The sequence below is a fragment of the Bacillus pumilus genome (assembly GCF_003431975.1).
Taxonomy (GTDB): domain Bacteria; phylum Bacillota; class Bacilli; order Bacillales; family Bacillaceae; genus Bacillus; species Bacillus pumilus_N.
This window is the reverse complement of record NZ_CP027116.1, coordinates 2282326-2300014: the sequence shown is the minus strand read 5'-3', so window position 1 is coordinate 2300014 and position 17689 is coordinate 2282326. Positions and strand designations below refer to the sequence as shown.

General features: G+C 42.7%; 17 protein-coding genes. 8 read left to right on the top strand and 9 right to left on the bottom strand.

Translation table 11 applies throughout. The features are described from left to right. Positions 1 to 49 precede the first annotated feature (49 nt). Entirely contained in the window at positions 50 to 1357 is a 1308-nt protein-coding gene (locus C5695_RS11915) for an aspartate aminotransferase type Ic (RefSeq protein WP_117730913.1), read from the top strand. Between the two features lie 46 nt (positions 1358 to 1403). Here the strand turns inward: C5695_RS11915 and C5695_RS11910 are convergent, their stop codons facing one another. After that, positions 1404 to 2168 carry an alpha/beta fold hydrolase gene (locus C5695_RS11910; protein ID WP_117730912.1) on the bottom strand — a complete coding sequence of 255 codons (765 nt, stop codon included), beginning with the start codon at positions 2166 to 2168 and terminating at the stop codon, positions 1404 to 1406. Between the two features lie 118 nt (positions 2169 to 2286). Beyond that, a complete protein-coding gene (namA, locus tag C5695_RS11905) occupies positions 2287 to 3303 on the bottom strand; it encodes an NADPH dehydrogenase NamA (RefSeq protein WP_117730911.1) in 1017 nt (338 codons plus the stop codon). Between the two features lie 140 nt (positions 3304 to 3443). Here namA and C5695_RS11900 point away from each other — a divergent pair, with 140 nt between their 5' ends. Both C5695_RS11900 and C5695_RS11895 read left to right on the top strand, forming a co-directional pair. Next, positions 3444 to 5057 carry a M20/M25/M40 family metallo-hydrolase gene (locus C5695_RS11900; RefSeq protein WP_117730910.1) on the top strand — a complete coding sequence of 538 codons (1614 nt, stop codon included), beginning with the start codon at positions 3444 to 3446 and terminating at the stop codon, positions 5055 to 5057. A gap of 130 nt (positions 5058 to 5187) precedes the next feature. Then, positions 5188 to 5670, top strand: a complete 483-nt coding sequence (locus C5695_RS11895; RefSeq protein ID WP_117730909.1) for a DinB family protein — start codon at positions 5188 to 5190, stop codon at positions 5668 to 5670. A gap of 243 nt (positions 5671 to 5913) precedes the next feature. Here C5695_RS11895 and proC read toward each other — a convergent pair whose 3' ends face one another. Then, a complete protein-coding gene (gene proC, locus C5695_RS11885; RefSeq protein WP_117730907.1) occupies positions 5914 to 6741 on the bottom strand; it encodes a pyrroline-5-carboxylate reductase in 828 nt (275 codons plus the stop codon). A gap of 422 nt (positions 6742 to 7163) precedes the next feature. Between proC and C5695_RS11880 the strand changes: the two genes are divergently transcribed. Further along, the gene (locus C5695_RS11880; RefSeq protein ID WP_117730906.1) at positions 7164 to 8114 is read left to right on the top strand and encodes an MBL fold metallo-hydrolase; all 951 of its coding nucleotides are present in this window, start codon (positions 7164 to 7166) and stop codon (positions 8112 to 8114) included. 12 nt (positions 8115 to 8126) lie between these two features. Next, on the top strand, positions 8127 to 8903 hold the full coding sequence (locus tag C5695_RS11875) for an SDR family NAD(P)-dependent oxidoreductase (RefSeq protein ID WP_117730905.1): 777 nt from the start codon (positions 8127 to 8129) through the stop codon (positions 8901 to 8903). Between the two features lie 66 nt (positions 8904 to 8969). On the opposite strand, the gene C5695_RS11870 is transcribed toward C5695_RS11875, so the two are convergent. Then, a complete protein-coding gene (locus C5695_RS11870) occupies positions 8970 to 10298 on the bottom strand; it encodes a CoA-disulfide reductase (protein ID WP_117730904.1) in 1329 nt (442 codons plus the stop codon). A 186-nt stretch (positions 10299 to 10484) separates the two neighbouring features. Between C5695_RS11870 and coaA the strand changes: the two genes are divergently transcribed. Then, on the top strand, positions 10485 to 11444 hold the full coding sequence (gene coaA / locus C5695_RS11865; RefSeq protein WP_044332772.1) for a type I pantothenate kinase: 960 nt from the start codon (positions 10485 to 10487) through the stop codon (positions 11442 to 11444). 220 nt (positions 11445 to 11664) lie between these two features. Here the strand turns inward: coaA and C5695_RS11855 are convergent, their stop codons facing one another. From C5695_RS11855 to C5695_RS11840, 4 genes are all read right to left on the bottom strand, one after another. Beyond that, a complete protein-coding gene (locus C5695_RS11855) occupies positions 11665 to 12900 on the bottom strand; it encodes an MDR family MFS transporter (protein ID WP_117730902.1) in 1236 nt (411 codons plus the stop codon). A gap of 177 nt (positions 12901 to 13077) precedes the next feature. Continuing rightward, a complete protein-coding gene (locus C5695_RS11850) occupies positions 13078 to 13422 on the bottom strand; it encodes a YolD-like family protein (protein WP_117730901.1) in 345 nt (114 codons plus the stop codon). 15 nt (positions 13423 to 13437) lie between these two features. After that, positions 13438 to 14670, bottom strand: coding sequence for a DNA polymerase IV (locus tag C5695_RS11845; RefSeq protein ID WP_117730900.1), 1233 nt, complete (start codon positions 14668 to 14670; stop codon positions 13438 to 13440). 149 nt (positions 14671 to 14819) lie between these two features. Further along, on the bottom strand, positions 14820 to 15269 hold the full coding sequence (locus C5695_RS11840) for a YfmQ family protein (protein ID WP_117730899.1): 450 nt from the start codon (positions 15267 to 15269) through the stop codon (positions 14820 to 14822). 279 nt (positions 15270 to 15548) lie between these two features. On the opposite strand from C5695_RS11840, the gene C5695_RS11835 reads away from it, so the two are divergent. Next, entirely contained in the window at positions 15549 to 16028 is a 480-nt protein-coding gene (locus tag C5695_RS11835) for a GNAT family N-acetyltransferase (RefSeq protein ID WP_117733113.1), read from the top strand. Then, a complete protein-coding gene (locus C5695_RS11830; protein ID WP_117730898.1) occupies positions 16025 to 16999 on the top strand; it encodes a bifunctional GNAT family N-acetyltransferase/GrpB family protein in 975 nt (324 codons plus the stop codon). Before C5695_RS11835 ends, C5695_RS11830 begins: the two co-directional genes overlap by 4 nt. A 17-nt stretch (positions 17000 to 17016) precedes the next feature. On the opposite strand, the gene C5695_RS11825 is transcribed toward C5695_RS11830, so the two are convergent. Then, a complete protein-coding gene (locus C5695_RS11825; RefSeq protein WP_233230862.1) occupies positions 17017 to 17679 on the bottom strand; it encodes an expansin ExlX in 663 nt (220 codons plus the stop codon). Positions 17680 to 17689 lie beyond the last annotated feature (10 nt).

Below are 17689 nucleotides of genomic sequence, written 5' to 3'. Positions count from 1 at the left end.
AAACAAATGTCGAATAAAACTATGAAGAATACGGGAGGCACAATCAAAGATGAGCGGTTTTACAGCGTTAAGTGAAGCAGAATTAAATGACCTATATGCAGCACTACAAAATGAGTATGAAAATTATAAAAGTAAAAACTTACACTTAGACATGTCTAGAGGAAAACCTTCACCAAAACAGCTCGATTTGTCTATGGGCATGCTCGATGTTGTGACATCAAAGGATGTGATGACAGCAGGGGATGGCACAGATGTGCGAAACTATGGCGGCTTGACAGGGCTTCCTGAAACGAAGACGTTTTTTGCAGATGTGCTCAATCTGAAGCCGGAACAAATCATCATCGGCGGTAATTCCAGCCTCAACATGATGCATGACACCATTGCCCGTGCCATGACTCACGGCGTATATGACAGCAAAACACCTTGGGGAGAGCTGCCAAAGGTGAAATTCCTTGCACCAAGCCCAGGGTATGACCGTCATTTTGCTATTTGTGAGCTATTTAACATAGAAATGATCACGGTTGATATGAAAGCTGATGGACCTGATATGGATCAGGTCGAAAGATTGGTCGCAGAAGATGAAGCGATTAAAGGCATTTGGTGTGTGCCAAAATATAGCAACCCAGATGGCATTACGTATTCAGATGAGGTTGTTGACCGTCTCGCTTCAATGAAAACAAAAGCAGACGACTTCCGTATTTTCTGGGATGATGCATACGCAGTCCATCATTTAACTGATACGCCTGATACGTTAAAAGATATTTTTCAAGCAGTCCAAGAAGCAGGACACCCAAATCGTGTGTTTATGTTTGCGTCTACTTCTAAAATTACCTTCCCAGGCTCAGGAATTGCACTGATGGCTTCTAGCCCGGACAATGTGAGCTTTATTCAAAAACAATTATCAGTGCAAACGATTGGTCCAGACAAAATCAATCAAATAAGACACCTTCGTTTCTTCCAGAATGCAGAAGGCTTGAAGGAACATATGAAAAAGCATGCAGCCATCATTAAGCCGAAATTTGACCTCGTTCTTTCTATACTTGACGAAACACTTGGCGGGAAAGGCATTGCTGAATGGCACAAGCCAAATGGCGGATATTTCATTAGTTTAAATACACTCGATCATTGTGCAAAAGCTGTTGTGCAAAAGGCAAAAGAAGCAGGTGTTACCATGACAGGTGCAGGTGCGACATATCCTTATGGAAAAGACCCGCTTGATCGTAACATCCGCATTGCCCCAACGTTCCCAACACTTGAAGAACTGGAGCAAGCAATTGACATCTTTACATTATGTGTTCAGCTTGTCAGCATTGAGAAGCTGCTTGCTAAAAAAAGTCAGTCGGCTCCAACGGCATAAACAAAAGAAACTCCTTGACGCATAACTGGTCAAGGAGTTTTTGTTTTTAATTAGCAGTTTGATAATAGGAAACAGGTTGTTTGGCTGCGCACCATACATCATAGATTGCAAGCTGTACAATATGCGGTTCATCATGATGAATATAGTGCGAGCTGTTCTGCGCCTGAATCCATCCGCTTTGGGATGAGAGAGACAGCATCCGTTTATGAAGTCTGAGCCAAGCTTCATGCGCTGGATGAAACAATCGACTCTTACCTGATGAAATGACAAGGAGCGGCATCATCCCATAGTGAGTTTGCTCTTCCTTGATTGTGTTTAGCATTTGCTGAAAGTCCTCATGCGTACATTCTGCTGTGAATTGTGCCATATATGAGGTGCGTTCTTCCTTTGATAAAAGCGGGAGGATGACCTGTTCTTGCTCCTCGCTTGCTGGGTCTAACAGCACCATGCCAATGACGTCATCCCCTCTGCGGCTTGCCCATAACCTGCTGACAAGAGAGCCGAATGAGTGAGCCACAATCAGAAAGGGCGGGTGAATATTGGCTTTTTCTAGCAGCGCATCTAAATCATCTGCAAGGTCATGCAATGTTCTTCCCTCACTACTGTGACTGCTCTTCCCATTTCCTAGTCGATCATATAAGAAAACCCCAAGTTCGGGATCAATATCACGGGCAATATTCGACCATGTATCACCCGAAATGCCATAGCCTGCTTCAAAGATAATGGTGGCCTCCCTTTTGCCTTGACGATGTTGTGTATAAAAGTGTTGCCCATCTATATGATACATTCTTTCAATCATTGCCGAGTTCATTCTTCCATCTCCTCTAAGTGGTTCTTTAGCTAAAAGACGGCACAAAAGGCAGATATGTTTCTCTTAAAAACAAAAAAGATGCCTATTTCAAAAAATAGACACCTTTTTCTATGAGCTTTTACCAAGCGCGATCATATTGACGAGGGCCTTCGATCGTTGTACGAAGGTCTTGAGCAGCCGTTTTTGGAAAGTATGGATCCCGCAGGAATTCTCTACCAATAAAAATTAAGTCTGCTCGCTGATTTCGTAAAATCTCTTCTGCCTGTACACCAGATGTGATCAGACCAACAGCACCTGTTTGAATACCGGCACCTTCTTTGATTTTTTCTGCGAAGGTCACTTGATAGCCAGGGAATACGTTGATTTTTGCTTGTACGACAGCGCCTGAGCTGACATCAATTAAGTCTACTCCCTGTTCCTTCAGCCATGTAGAAATGCCAATGTAATCAGCAATATCAAGTCCTTTTGTCGTGTAATCAGAAGCAGATACACGGACAAATAATGGTCCTTCCCATACTTCATTGACTGCATCGACGACTTCTCTTAAGAAACGATAACGGTTCTCTGGTGAACCGCCATATTCATCCGTTCGATGATTCGCCAGTGGTGAAAGAAATTCATTGATCAAATAGCCATGTGCCCCATGGATTTCAATGATGTCAAAGCCGGCTTTTTTTGCCCGGACAGCTGCATCTTGAAACGCCTGAACGGTAGCTTTAATCTGACTGACAGACATCTCGACAGGAGTTTTAGATTGTTCATCAAATGGGATACTTGATGGCGCAAGGATGTCACCATCGAGTTCAGCCTTACGCCCTGCATGTGCCAGCTGGATGGCTGTCTTGGTTCCGTATGCTTTGATTTGTTCGTTTAATGAAGCAAATCCTTCAATGTGCTCATCACTCCAAATACCGAGATCCTGATCACTAATTCTTCCCTCGGGAGAAACGGCACTTGCCTCCACCATGATCAGGCCAGCCTGACCTTGGGCACGGGAAATATAATGTGTAAAGTGGAAAGGCTGCAACTTCCCATCACGGTCATAGGATGAATACATACACATCGGGGACATCACGATGCGGTTTTTTAGCGTAACACCTTTTAATGTCCAAGGTGAAAAGAGTTTTGATTCCAAATACGTTCGCCTCCTCATGGAATTGTATAGCCGATTATAACAGCCATTCAAACTTTCGTCATAAAAGGTGCTCAAAGAATATAGCTTTTATACACGTTTTTGTATAATGGAGGGATAGAGACAACAAAGGGGGAGAACGGATGAAATGGCAAACAGAGAGTGAACTAAAGGAACTTCTCGTAGCTCTTATGCAGTATGAAAGCATATCTGGTACAACTGGAGAAGTCGCATTAGCTGAATATTTATATTACTTACTGAGGGAGCGGCCTTATTTCCAGCGGAACCCCGATCATTTGGCTTTGCATCCGATGAAAGATGGCCGGTATTATTTAACGGCGCTTGTAAAGCGCAGCACGCTGTCTCGAACCGTTTTGCTGCTTAGTCATTTTGATGTCGTCGATACAGAAGATTACGGCGAATTTCAAAACATGGCATGCAAGCCTGAAGAGTTAATGGCGTCATTTTCTCAAAAAAGTGCACTTCTCCCAAAAAAGGCAAGAGAGGACCTAGATTCAGGCAACTGGTTGTTTGGAAGAGGTGCGATGGATATGAAAGCAGGTCTCACTGTGCAGCTTTCTATGCTGGAACGAGCGATGAAAGAGACATTTGATGGAAATGTCCTGCTCGTCACAGTCCCGGATGAAGAAGTGAATTCTCAAGGAATGCTTGAAGCTGTGCCGAAACTAAAGGAGCTGAAAGAAAAGCATCACCTTGACTATACCGCATGTTTAAACAGTGAACCCATGTTTGAAAAGTATCCAGGTGATGAGCACCTATATATGTATACAGGCAGTATAGGGAAGGTACTTGCTGGGTTTTTCTGCAAAGGAATCGAAACGCATGTAGGAGAGCCTTTCTCAGGCTTAAATGCGAATTTCATGGTATCTGAATTAAACAGATTGTTAGAGCTGAATAGTGATTATTGTGAGGAAGTAGACGGGGAAGTCACACCGCCTCCAACCAACTTGATGCAAAAGGATTTAAAAGAAGCCTATTCCGTTCAAACACCACACACAGCTGTTTCTTTATTTAATGTACTCATGATGAATCGTTCAAGTGAAGAACTGCACGGGCTTCTTTATGGCACTGCAAAACGAGCAGCAGAGCAAATCGAAGCCAATCTTAAAGAGAAAACAACTGAATTTCAGCGATTTAAACCTTTTACACCCATTGATATGAAGATTACGGTTCTCACATATCATGAGCTGTATCAAAAAGCTACTGAACGCTCAGGCAAAGAGGAGGTTGAGCGCATTGTGAACTATGCGTTCGCCAATCGAGGTGAGCTTGGAGATCGTGATTTTTCAACCAAAATCGTCTCTGAGCTGACGACGCTCTGTAAGGAAGAAGGGCCACTCATCATTCTATTTTATAGTCCGCCCTTTTATCCAGCGGTTTCCTCAACGGAAGATCCGCTTATTCAAACGACCTTAAAGAAGATTCAAATGGAGGCAAAAAAGGGGTATGGACTTGACGTAGAAGAAGTGAAATACTTCCCGGGATTGTCTGATTTAAGTTACTTACAGCTCGAAAAACAGAACGTAGGTCATTACACGACCAATATGCCACTTTACCAAAAAGGCTATTCCTTACCGGAAGGAGTACAGGGAGCACTTTACGTTCCAGTCATCAACGTGGGTCCATTAGGAAAGGACCCACACAAATGGACGGAGCGCCTGCACATCCCGTTCTCATTCGGCATTTTGCCAGAATTACTAGAATCAACGATTCATGCTTTGTTAGAGAAACAGTAAGTATATGATGAAGGGCTCTATCTGACCGATAGGGCTTTTTATTGTTAAATAAACGATCAAGTCGACTTAGATAAATAGAGTATGATAAAGATAAGATGTACATTTATGTAAAGAGGATGGTGGGAATGAAATGGAAACTGGAAAATTATCAAAAACAGATATTACTTTATCTCTTCAGGAGAGTATCCGTGAATTAGAAGAGCTAGTGGAGGCATGTGATGAGCACACGTTAGATCAATCTTTAGGAGAAGGCAAGTGGTCGATCAAGCAAATCGCAGGGCATCTGTATGATACAGAAGAAGTCTGGTCAGAGCGGATAGATCAGGCAATATCAAATGACCACACCCCTTTTCAATCGTATGATCCTGAAATATATGTGAAGGAAAGAGGGTATGAAAGGTATAACGAACAGGAGATCAAAGCTCTGATCAAACGGTTGAAAGAGAGAAGAAACAACACACTTCAGCTCTTAAAAAAGGATACATGGGAGCAATCGGGGCTTCATCCAGAAGAAGGGATGATGTCAGTGCAAATATTAGCTGAAACCATCGCCTTACATGAACAACATCATCTGGATCAAATCAAAGCCATCATGTCAATGAGTGAACGGTAGAATTATGTAAAAAGCACCTGTCATCAACAGGTGCTACAGATTGTTGACAAAGGGCTAAAATGATCTTTATTTTAGTCCTTTGTCTTCTTTTCAGCGTGATAGAAAACCTTTGAAGTCTAGGAAGGACGAGCACTGGCGCGGAGCGAATTTGACATTCGTGAGCACCAGCGCGCAGGACTGACACCGAATGCGAGGGTTTGTCTACACGCTGAAGCACCTGTCATCAACAGGTGCTTTTCTCTATCATTTATACGTGCTTGCTGAAAACATTTCGTTTAATTCTGCTGCGCGTTTTGTTGCGGTTTTCACACAATCGACAACGGCTTCCTCAAATTGATAGGCAGCAAGTGTGTTCAGACCAGCTTCTGTCGTTCCGCCTTCACTTGTGATTTCTTTGCGCAATTCGGCAGGTTCTTTCCCGCTGCTTTGCAGCATGTTGGCGGCGCCTGCAATCATCTGACAGATGAGTGATTTCGCTGTTGCTTGATCCATCCCAAGCTCCGAGGCACCTCGCTCCATTCCTTCAATCAAATGATAAATGAAGGCAGGTCCGCTTCCTGCGATGGCTGTGACTGCATTCAGCTGTGATTCATCTAATACTGTTACATGACCGATCGTTTCAAACAGCTCGATTGTTTTTTTCTTTTGATCCTCTGTCACTTCAGTACTTACGGCAATGCCTGTTGCAGATTGCTGAATTGCTGCTGATGTATTTGGCATCGCGCGAACCACTGCAGTTTTCTCGCCCGCATAGTGTTGAATCGTTTCAATGGAGATGCCTGCTAAAATTGAAATGATCAGCTGCCCATGTAAATGAGGTCGCACATCAGATATTCCGCTTTCTGCATCTTTCGGTTTTAAAGCAAATACGAGAATATCTGCTTCTTCATAAATAAAAGAACGCGAGAAATCCGTTCTGACCCCATAGCGCCTCTGTAATTCTTCTAGTCGTTTTTCATTCGTTTTGTTTGTGACAATAATATCTTCATTTGACATGATGCCGCTTTTTAATAAACCTTTAATCATCGACTCTGCCATCGAGCCTGCACCAATAAATCCAATTTTACTCATAAGCTGCTCCTCCTTGTAGAAAATAAAAAACCTCTCGCCTGAAAAGGACGAAAGGTTTTTCGTGGTACCACCCTCAATTAGCATGCAAATATGCATACTCAGCTCCAGTCCCTTAACGCGGGAAACGTTTAGGTTTGCCTAACAGCTCAAAGGGCAGGTTCAGCAAATAAGAGGAGGGTGGGGTCTTACAGCCGGCGGACCTCACTCTCTTGCATCATTATTTTGCTTACTAATCCTTGTCACCCGCGCATCTTATATTTGTTGTTCATTATGCAACGATGGACAAGTTTGTGTCAATAGGGGCAGATAAAAAAATTGACTGTCTAAACCGCATGACAGTCTGCCCTTTGCAAGATACAATGAATAAAGAAGACGGAGTTGTAATGAACCATGAGTCAAAAAGCAGGAGATGACATATAAAAGTGAAAGAAGACATCATTCAATTATCCATCCCTACACCGTTTGCTGTTGGGGATGTACATGCATATGTATTAAAAGGAGAGGCCGTGACCTTAGTGGACTGCGGACCGATGACAGAGGAGGCTGAACGTGCCTTTGTCACGCAATTACAGGAGCACCGTTTATCGATAGACGATATTGATCAAGTCGTGTTGACCCATCATCATGCTGATCATGTCGGTCTTTTAAATTTGATGAAACCTCATGTTCGTGTAATCGGACACGAGTTAAATGAGCCGTATATTAGCCAAGATCCAGTGTTTAAGCAGCGCCAAATTGCTTTTATGGACCATTTTTTTCAGCAGTTAGGTGTGCCGCTTCGTCAAGATGAATGTGAAAGAATCGTGAAGCAATCTTATACATATTCATGTACTGCACATCTAGATGAAATTATCAAAGAAGGAGACCGGTTGAACGGGCATGAGCACTTCTTTGTCATGGAAACACCGGGACATGCACAATCTCACCTTTCCTTTTTAGATGATAAAACGGGCCAATTCATCGGCGGAGACTTGCTTTTGACGACCATTTCCTCAAATCCGTTAATGGAAGCGCCCTATGAAGGGGAAGAGCGTCAAAAATCACTGCTTCAATATAAAGAATCACTCAATCGATTACTGCATTTGCCGATCAAGACGATTTATCCAGGACACGGTCAGCTCATCACGTCTCATCATGAATTGATTAAAGAAAGATTTAAGAAACAGGAAAAACGGGCAAATACGATGTACCAGCTGCTCAAACAAAAAGAAATGACTGCCTTTCATCTCTGCCGTAAGCTATTTCCAGTGCTCTATGAAGAGGCTCTATTTTTAACGATGTCGGAGACAGTTGGGCAGCTGGATGTCCTCTTAGAGGCTGGACAACTTGAAGAAGTGCAAAAAGACGGAATCCTCTATTATAGGGCAAACTAAGGAGTGAAACGCATGGGGCGATTAACAGGAAAGAGAATATGGATTACAGGCGCATCAGGAGGCATTGGTGAAAAAATGGCGCACTTGGCAGCAGAAGAAGGCGCAGAAATCATTATTTCCGCAAGACGTATCGAAAAGCTAACGGGTGTTAAAGAAAAAATTACGAGCGCTGGCGGGGTGTGTCGTATCGTGGAGCTGGATGTCAGCCAACTTGAAGACATTGATCGCGCGTATCAAGAAGTGGGTGCTGTTGATATTTTGGTTAACAATGCCGGTTTTGGTGCATTTGAGCTCGTTGAAGATACGTCTATTGAAGAAATGGTGTCGATGTTTGAAGTGAACGTGTTTGGTTTAATCGCCTGCACGAAAAAGGTCATTCCAGAGATGAAGCAGAGGGGAAATGGACATATTATCAATATTGCCTCTCAGGCAGGAAAAATTGCGACCCCGAAGTCCGCCGTTTATTCCGCTTCAAAGCATGCTGTCCTTGGATTTTCAAACAGTCTCAGAATGGAGCTGGCAGACCTCGGCATTCATGTCACAACGGTGAATCCAGGGCCGATTGCCACAGACTTCTTTACGATCGCCGATCGAAGCGGTGAATATGTGAAGAACGTTGATTTCATGATACTTAGTGCAGACAAGGTGGCAGGGAAGGTCGTATCTGCCATGATGACGAAAAAAAGAGAGATTAATCTGCCTGGATGGATGAATGCTGGCAGTAAATTGTATCAATTATTCCCATTTTTATTTGAAAAAGCAGCACGCAAAGCGATGATGAAAAAATAACAAAAAAGAAACCGGTCATGAACTGGTTTCTTTTTTTTGAGGTGAGACTTGATTGTGATCGTCTTTTTATATCCGTCTTGCCGCTTGCTGAAGCGGGTCCCATACACTGTTAAATGGCGGTGCATAGCTGATATCCAAATCTTCAAGATCTGTTATAGTCAGCTCTTGGTAGAGAGCAGTTGCCATCACATCAATCCGTTTATCTACACCGTTTCTGCCGATGATTTGGGCACCAAGTAAGGTTTCGTTGTCGCTTCTGTAAATCAGTTTGATTTTCATTTTCTGCGCATCAGGATAATACCCAGCATGATCAGTACTGTCAATCGTGACGGTGGAAAAAGGAATGTCAGCTGCTGCTGCTTCTTTTTCTGATAAGCCCGTTCGCCCTGCTGTCATGCTCATGAATTTCATGACTGCTGTTCCAGTCACGCCTTGAAACGCCCGGTTTGTTCCCGTCATATGAAAGCCAGCGATTCTTCCTTGTTTATTCGCCGTCGTGCCGAGCGGAATATAATCGAGTGATTTTTTGATACGGTGATAAGTTGCTGCGCAATCCCCTGCAGCATAAATATCTTTTACATTGGTTTGCATGTATTCATTGACGACAATGGCACCATTTTCAAGCCGCTTAATTCCTGTTTTGTCTAAGAAGGATGTTTGCGGCGTGACACCGATGGCGATGATGACCATATCCGTTTTTATGGTTTGTTTGTCTGTTTGAACAGCTGTTACATGAAATTCGCCCTCTAATGTCTGCACGGTTTCCCCGAGCGTTACGCGAATGCCGTTAGCATCTGCCTCTTCTTTGAGGTGTTTTGCCATATCGGGGTCAAAGCCCGGACCAAGTGTTGATCCCCGCTGTATAATATGTACGTTTTTCCCTAGCGTTTTTAAATTTTCAGCCATTTCTAAGCCGATATACCCGCCGCCTATAATGGTGACATGTGTGATCTCTTTTTTTAAATGGTCTAATATGGACAGCGCATGCGGAATGGTTTTTAATACGTGTATGCCGCCCAGCGTCTTTTTGTTTAAATCCAGAGTAATGGGGCTTGCTCCTGTGGCAATTAAGAGACGGTCATAGCTTTCCGTAAATGGTTCTTTTGTTTTCGTATGATGACCTGACACCGTTTTTTGCTTTGGATCAATGGAGGTCACTTCGTGTAAGCATCTGGCATCAATTCCATATTTCTCACGAAAGGTTTCAGCGCTGCGTGCAATCAGCTTGCTGTGATGATCAATGAGCCCGCCGATTAAGTAGGGGAGGCCGCACTGTCCATATGAAAAAATCTCTCCTTTTTCAAAAGCAACAATGTGTGCATCTGGATCCTCTCTATATATTTGCATAGCACAGCTCATACCTGCTGCATCTCCGCCAATCATCACATATTTCATATGGTCTGCTCCCTTCTATCTATCGAACTGAATACTCTTATTTACCCTCATTTTCCTGTTTTTAATGCTTTTTTTCGCAAAAGAAGCAAACTTTAGTTGAAAAATAAAGACAGCGCCTTCATTTTAAGCTACAATCGGATTATCGTCTTTTGGTAACGAGTTTAGTGAAGATTGGTGGGAAAGACTTTGAGTGACACACGACTAGATTTTAATACCTTATATACACGTCATACAAGAGAGGCCTGGTCAGCTCTTGGAGAATATATGCCTGTATCTGTTTCAGAAGAGGAAGCGAGAGCACTTCAAGGATTAAATGACTATTTATCACTTGAAGAAGTTCGGGATATTTACATACCACTTATTCGTTTTCTAACACTGCATGTCTTTGCAGAGAAACAGAAAAACCAGCATGTGAATGCCTTTTTAAACTATCCGCATCATGCGAAAATTCCTTTTTTAATTGGGATTGCTGGAAGTGTGGCTGTCGGAAAAAGCACAACGGCTCGTATCATTGAAACGCTTTTATCGAGGCTTGGAGATGGCCTGAAAGTGAGTCTTGTGACAACGGATGGCTTTTTGTATCCTCAAAAAGAATTAAAGGATCGAGGGCTTATGGAAAAGAAAGGCTTCCCGGAAAGCTACGATGTGAAAGCCTTGTTGTCTTTTTTAAACGAATTAAAATCAGGCAAACAAACTGTGCATGCCCCTGTGTATTCCCATCTGACCTATGACCGGCTTGAAGGGGTATATGAAACAGTGGAGGATGCTGATATTGTCATCATTGAAGGAATCAATGTCCTGCAATCCCCAGCGCTGGATGATCTCAAGGATGAACCGCGTGTGTTTGTATCAGATTTCTTTGATTTTTCGATTTATGTAGACGCTGCTGAAACCCAAATTCAATCATGGTACAAAGAACGGTTCCGCTTGCTAAGGGAAACAGCTTTCCAAGACCCTGAATCCTTCTTTCATCAATATAAAGATTTGACGGATGAAGAGGCAGATCAGATGGCAAGTACGATTTGGAATACCGTCAATCGCCCTAATTTATATCAAAATATTTTACCGACAAAATATCGAGCTGATCTCATTTTGAAAAAAGGTGATCAGCATAAGGTGGAAGAGATTGCTATACGCCGTGTATAAAGAAATAACCGCTCAAACGAGAGCGGTTTTCGGCGTGTAGACAAACCCTCGCATTCTTTGTCAGGTCTGCGCGCCGGTACTCCCGAATGTCAAATTCGCTCCGTTCCGGTGCTCGCCCTTCCTAGACTTCAAAGGTTTTCTATCACGCTGAAAAGAAGACAAAGGGCTAAAATAAACATCATTTTAGCCCTTTGTCAACAATCTGAAAACCCCTCAAACTTTAATGACCTCCACTTACTTTTACAGCGACGGCAGCCGCCGATCGCTTTTTCAAGCGGTAGTACCCAATGAGTAAAAACGGGACACCTGCGATGGTGATGATCGACAAGACCGAAAAAATGGCGAGGGGATGTGCTGCACCAAAATAGTCAATGCACAGTCCGCCGGCAAATGGACCGATGACGCTGCCGAGCTGAGAAAATCCCATCGCACCAAAGTAAGATCCCTTCACTTCAGGCTTTGCCACATTGTCTACAAAAAGATCCATCATCGCAAACAGGAGTACCTCTCCAATTGTAAACACGACAATGATGAAAGCAAGCATTCCGAGACTCTGTGAAAAAGCAATGGCAAACAAACTGCCAGCAAGAAGAATATTTCCAGTGGTCAATGACAAAATGGTGGAGTAGCGCTTGGCGATCATGATGAGCGGGTATTGTACGACAATGACAACAACTGCATTTAAAGATAATAGATATCCAAACAGTTTCGGCCCATCCTCAATCATAGGCGAAGCGGATAAATATTGAGGCAGTGTTGAGCTCAAATGTGAATACCCGAATGAACATAAGGTAACGCCGATAAGGATAATGCTAAAGACTGTATCTTTTTGGATAATGGAAAGGGCTTTTTTGACACCAATTTGTTTCGTGCTTTCTGGAGCAGCAATTGGATGTTTCTGAAATTGCCAGGCCAGCGTTAATCCGTATAACAAGTAAATGAAGGCAGCGACGAGAAATGGGAAGGTTGTTTTTGATGATCCGAGATATAGGCCAAGCAACGGACCGAAGATCACACCTATGTTAATGGCTGTATACCGTAAATTAAACACAAACAGCCGAATACTTGACGGGGTGACATCCGATAAGAGCGCCTTAGATGTTGGTTCAAACAGTGCCCGGCACAGTCCGTTCAAAGCGTTCATGATAAAGAAGACCCAAATGGCATCTGCAAATGCAAAGCCGACAAAGACAAGCGACCAACCGAAGATAGAGAGAAGCATCACCTTTTTTCTTCCGATTCGGTCAGAAATATAGCCGCCGTAAAAACTTGCAACGATCCCAATAAGGGAGCTGACGGCAATGATTAATCCAGCTGATGATGCTGAGGCACCTTTGACTTGTGTCAAATAAACGGCCAAAAATGGAATGCTCATGGACGTCGCCATTCGGCCAAATATGGTGCCGATGATGATCGTCCAACTAAGTGGATGTAACGTACGTAAGTTATTTTTCATGCTGTTTCTCCCCTGAGTTTGTAAGATGTTCCAATCATACATGAAAAATTGTGCAAATTAAATACACAATTTGATGGAGAAGGCATTCGCCATATGGTAGAGAAGCTTGAATGGCTCACTATTTGGTCTGCTTCCAGTGCTTCTATGTCTAGTAGATCCGCTGATTCACGTGGTCATTTAATCAAGGTCAATCGCGACGATTTGCTGTAAAGACAGGCTCAGAACATCTTCATCATTGACGATTTTTATGCACTGCGTTTCATAGTGAATGGTTTTTACCCAGCCCCAAAACTGCTCTTTCCTACCTGTTTCTGCATATGTAACGCAAATCGCTTGATCCTCAGTAATCGACTGTGTGATCAAAAAATTCATTTCCTCCAGCTGATCGGTACTCAGCGGAGGAGGGGTGTATTCTTTTTTCTTCCGTTTTTGAGCAAGCAGCTGTTCCCTGTGCTCTGGAAGCATCATTCGGCTTGATTCCCACATGATGTTGTATCCTGGTGTTAATTTATTGGGATTCATGACTGTTCGCCTCCGTTATTTGTAATGTCCGCCAATTTTCTCGGCACGGTGATACGCTTGCCCTGCGCTTGTGAGTGACGAAGCGTGCAGCAGGGCAGCAGGTCCATACTTCATATGGATCGCATCGAATACTTTGCTGAGTTTGTCTTTTTGAATATGGTGATCAAATAAATTCAGCTGATATTGACTGTCAGACTGCAACTGAGAGAGAGTAATCCCCACACTGCGAATGGGCTGGCCATCCCAGTGCTGCTGGCATAGCTGAATGGCTGCGTCTGCAATATCTGTCCCGTACTGTGTAGGCGAATAAAGCTTGATTTGTCTATGAAATCCAGTCGGATGAGAAAAATCAGCGCCTCTCACGCCAACAGACACGGTTTGCCCAAGATAATGCTTAAAGCGTGCGCGTCTTGCCACTTCTTCACTCAATTCAAGAAGGGCGACTTTGATGTCTTCAAAAGATGCATAATCATGGGGAAGAGTCATATGATGCCCAATCGCTTTTTGCTGATCATGTGTGTGAATGGTGACAGGAGAGGGGTCTTGCCCTAAAGCTGTTCGCTGCAAAAGCTCCCCGTTAATTCCCCAGCGTTTTTTGAGCCGGTCTAATGGATAAGCAGCAAGCGTCCCAATGGTACTAATACCCATTCGTTTTAAATGATGCTCCATTCGTTTACCAACACCAAATAATTTGCCAATTGGAAGCGGCCATAAATCAGCAGCAACACTGTCTGCACGAAGTTCATAGATGCCAGAGGTATTTTTTTTAGCAAAATGGTCACAGGCCATTTTAGCGAGCACTTTATTAGGGCCAATGCCAACACGTGCGTAAATACCCGTCTGGTTCAAAATGGTTGTTTGTATATTTTGAGCGATCTCGCGGGGAGAACCGAGTAGTGTCAGACTGCCTGTAATATCGAGAAATTGTTCGTCAATGGAATAGGGTTCAACAAGATCTGTATATTGTTCAAGCAGCTCTGTTATCATGACAGAGATATCAAGATAACGTTGCATACGGGGGCGTACGACGACAGCTTCGGGGCATTTCTCCTGCGCTTCCCATAATCTTGATGCATTTTGGACGCCCCGTTTTTTAGCAAGCGGGCAGGCGGCAAGTACGACCCCGCTCCGCCGCTCAGGATCTCCAGAGACGATGAGCGGCACATCCTTCAAGTGGGGAGCCTCCACTTTTTCGACTGACGCATAAAACGATTGCATATCCACAAGCAGAATGACTCGTTCATTCATGATTTTCACTCCTTAGAACGTATGTTCTGTCACTATTGTAACCGTCAGAAGGCGAAATTGATACTGGTAAATCATTCAAAGAAAAGAGTGTAAATCCATACAAAAAAGACGAAGTGTCTTCCACTTCGTCTCATTTGATGCAACATATTTTAAGCATGTGCCAAGTTGTGGGATGTTTGGAGCGGCTCAGAACGCAAGCGATAGGCCGTCAGTTTTTTCTTCGGCTTATGTGTAAACTGCCGCACGACATCCACGTGGTCATCGTAATGATACAGATAAAGGGTCACGTCATGCTTGCCAAGCTTTGTTTGCATAGTAAGCGGCGCCGGCCCTTCCTGAGGATGAAGAAAACGTTCTTCATCACCCGGGTAAATATAATAGCGTTCAATAAAGATCGCATCATTAAAATGTTGAATTATTTCAGATGTTTGCTGATCATCGAGCGGACGATCTTGAAACATGATCGTTGTTTGATCACTTGTTATTTTTGCATGCACCGCATAACGGCTAAAAAGGCGCTCAACGACACCAGAAGGCAGTGACGTGACAAGCAGTTTTAAAAGACTAAACACAACAAGTGAAGTAACAATCCAAACCAATATCATCATCTCCAATAAACATATGTTACATTTCCTATATGAACCATCTTAACATAACAAAAGAATGAAACTTTCGCACAAAAAGTGAACTTTTTGAAATAAGTGTGAAGATTTAAAAGGAGATGACGCTGAAAGACCGAAGAACCAAAAAAGCTGAAAGGAAATGAGACTGATACGTAATCTTTACAAACAATTGATTGGACAGGTAGACTATTGAAACAACAGTTTTTTGTGAAAAAAGAGAACGGTAAGCCAAAAATGAAAAGGGGCGAGGTCAGCATGATACGTCAAGTGAAGCCGTCAGATTTTTACGCCGTCACATCCGTCATCAAAAACTGGTGGGGAGGCAGAGATTTGCGTGCAAAATTGCCAAAACTATTTTTTGAGCATTTTCAGCAAACAAGTTTTGTCGTCGTTGAAAAAGGTGAACTGATTGGCTTTTTAGTCGGTTTTTTATCGCAATCTCATTCAGATGAAGCGTATATTCATTTTGTTGGGGTACATCCAGATCACCGGAAATTAAAGATCGGCAAAATTCTCTATCAAGCGTTCTATGAAGCGGCTAAAAAAGAAGGGAGAACAACGATTAAGGCTGTCACAGCTCCTGTCAATAAAGTCTCCATTGCCTATCATGCAAAATTGGGCTTTCAAATTGAAAAAGGGGATAAAACTGTAGAAGGAATCTCCGTGTTTTCAGAATATGATGGAATAAATGAAGACCGTGTTTTATTTGTGAAAAAGTTAGAGGTGATGTCATGATTGTCAATTTAGATCAAACAATAGGAGATGTAGCAAAGCAGATCTTACTTATTCAACTAGCTGCATACCAACAAGAAGCCGAACAAATTGGCTATGCCGACCTTCCGCCATTAAAAGAGACCATTCAAGATGTAATGAAAGCAAAAGAGCAATTTATTGGTTTTGAGCAAAAGGGAATCTTACTAGGTGTTGCCTCTTATGAAGAGCAGAAAGATTATTTGATCATTAGTCGATTGGCTGTGCATCCCAAAGCGCTAAAGCAGGGTATTGGAACAAGACTTATGTCTACAATTATGGAGAAAAATGTTCCTATAGAACTGACCACAGGGCAAAAAAACACCCCTGCAAAAAGACTATACGAAAAGTTAGGGTTTCTTGAAACAAATGTGATTCATGTTGCAAAAGAGCTCACCTTATCAAAAATGAAATGGACACCGAGGCGAAAGGTTGAGGTTGTCGAATTCAAAAAAGAATGGCATGAAGAATTCCATCAGGAAAAGCAGCGACTCAAGCAAATCATTCAAAAGAGCTGGATAGAAGGACATCATATTGGTAGTACGTCAGTTGAAGGACTTGTTGCCAAACCAATTATTGATATCTTAATAGAAGTAAGTCATATAAAAGAGATCGATAGAAAAAAAGAGAGATTTGAACATCTTGGATACCAAGCGCTCGGTGAAAATGGCATAAAAGGGAGACGTTTTTTTCAAAAGGGTGGCTTGAATCGTACGCATCATGTCCATGTTTATGAAAGGAATCACCCTGATGTGAAAAGGCATTTATTGTTTCGAGATTACTTAAGGGCCCATCCAGAACGAGCTGTAGCGTATGCGTCTGTCAAGGAACAATTAGCAAATCAGTATCCGGAAGATATACAAAGCTATATGGAAGGAAAGAATGAAATCATAAAAGAAATAGAAAATGAGGCATATCGCTGGGATAGAGAAGGAAGAGAGGAAGCTCTTAAATAAGCTACCTCTTTTCCTCGTTAATTAGGAAGCTGAACATTGCCTTTTACAATATAGGCCTGTGAAGCAGCAGTAGATGGAAGAGCGGGTAATTTATCCTTTATGATGACCCCGCGGATATCTGTGATTCGAACAGGAAGAGATTTAGACCCCATATTAAATCCAAGGAAATGGTTGTAGTCTGTCTTTTCCATGTTCACCCATTTTCCATCTTTGTAATATTCCATTTTCATAATCGGATATTTATGATTGCGCACTTGAATCGCAGCCCACCACTCACTGCTACCTTCTTTTATTCTGTAAGCTACATTTCCGCTAATCGGTGCTTTTACAATTTTCCAACTAATTGGGATTTTTCCGTCTGCCATATTGCCGATTTTGGCAAAGGCATTAGGAGAAAGATCAAGAGCTCCTTTTGCTCCTTCTGGATATTTATCGGTTACATACACAACGGTTTTTCCTTTTGGACCCTTTACTTCAAGGTAAGCCCCTGCAAGTGCCGCCTTTATCCCTTTATAGTTATAGTCATGGGGATTTAAAGCCGTAATTTTCATGTCTGATGGAATAGGATCTAATAAAGCAGCGCCCCCTGAGTAACCAGATCCCGTATAAGTCGCATAGCTTTCTCTTACTTTATCAAGGACAGATGCCGCTTTCATGTTTGGCACAGCGAAACTCAACATAAATATCAGT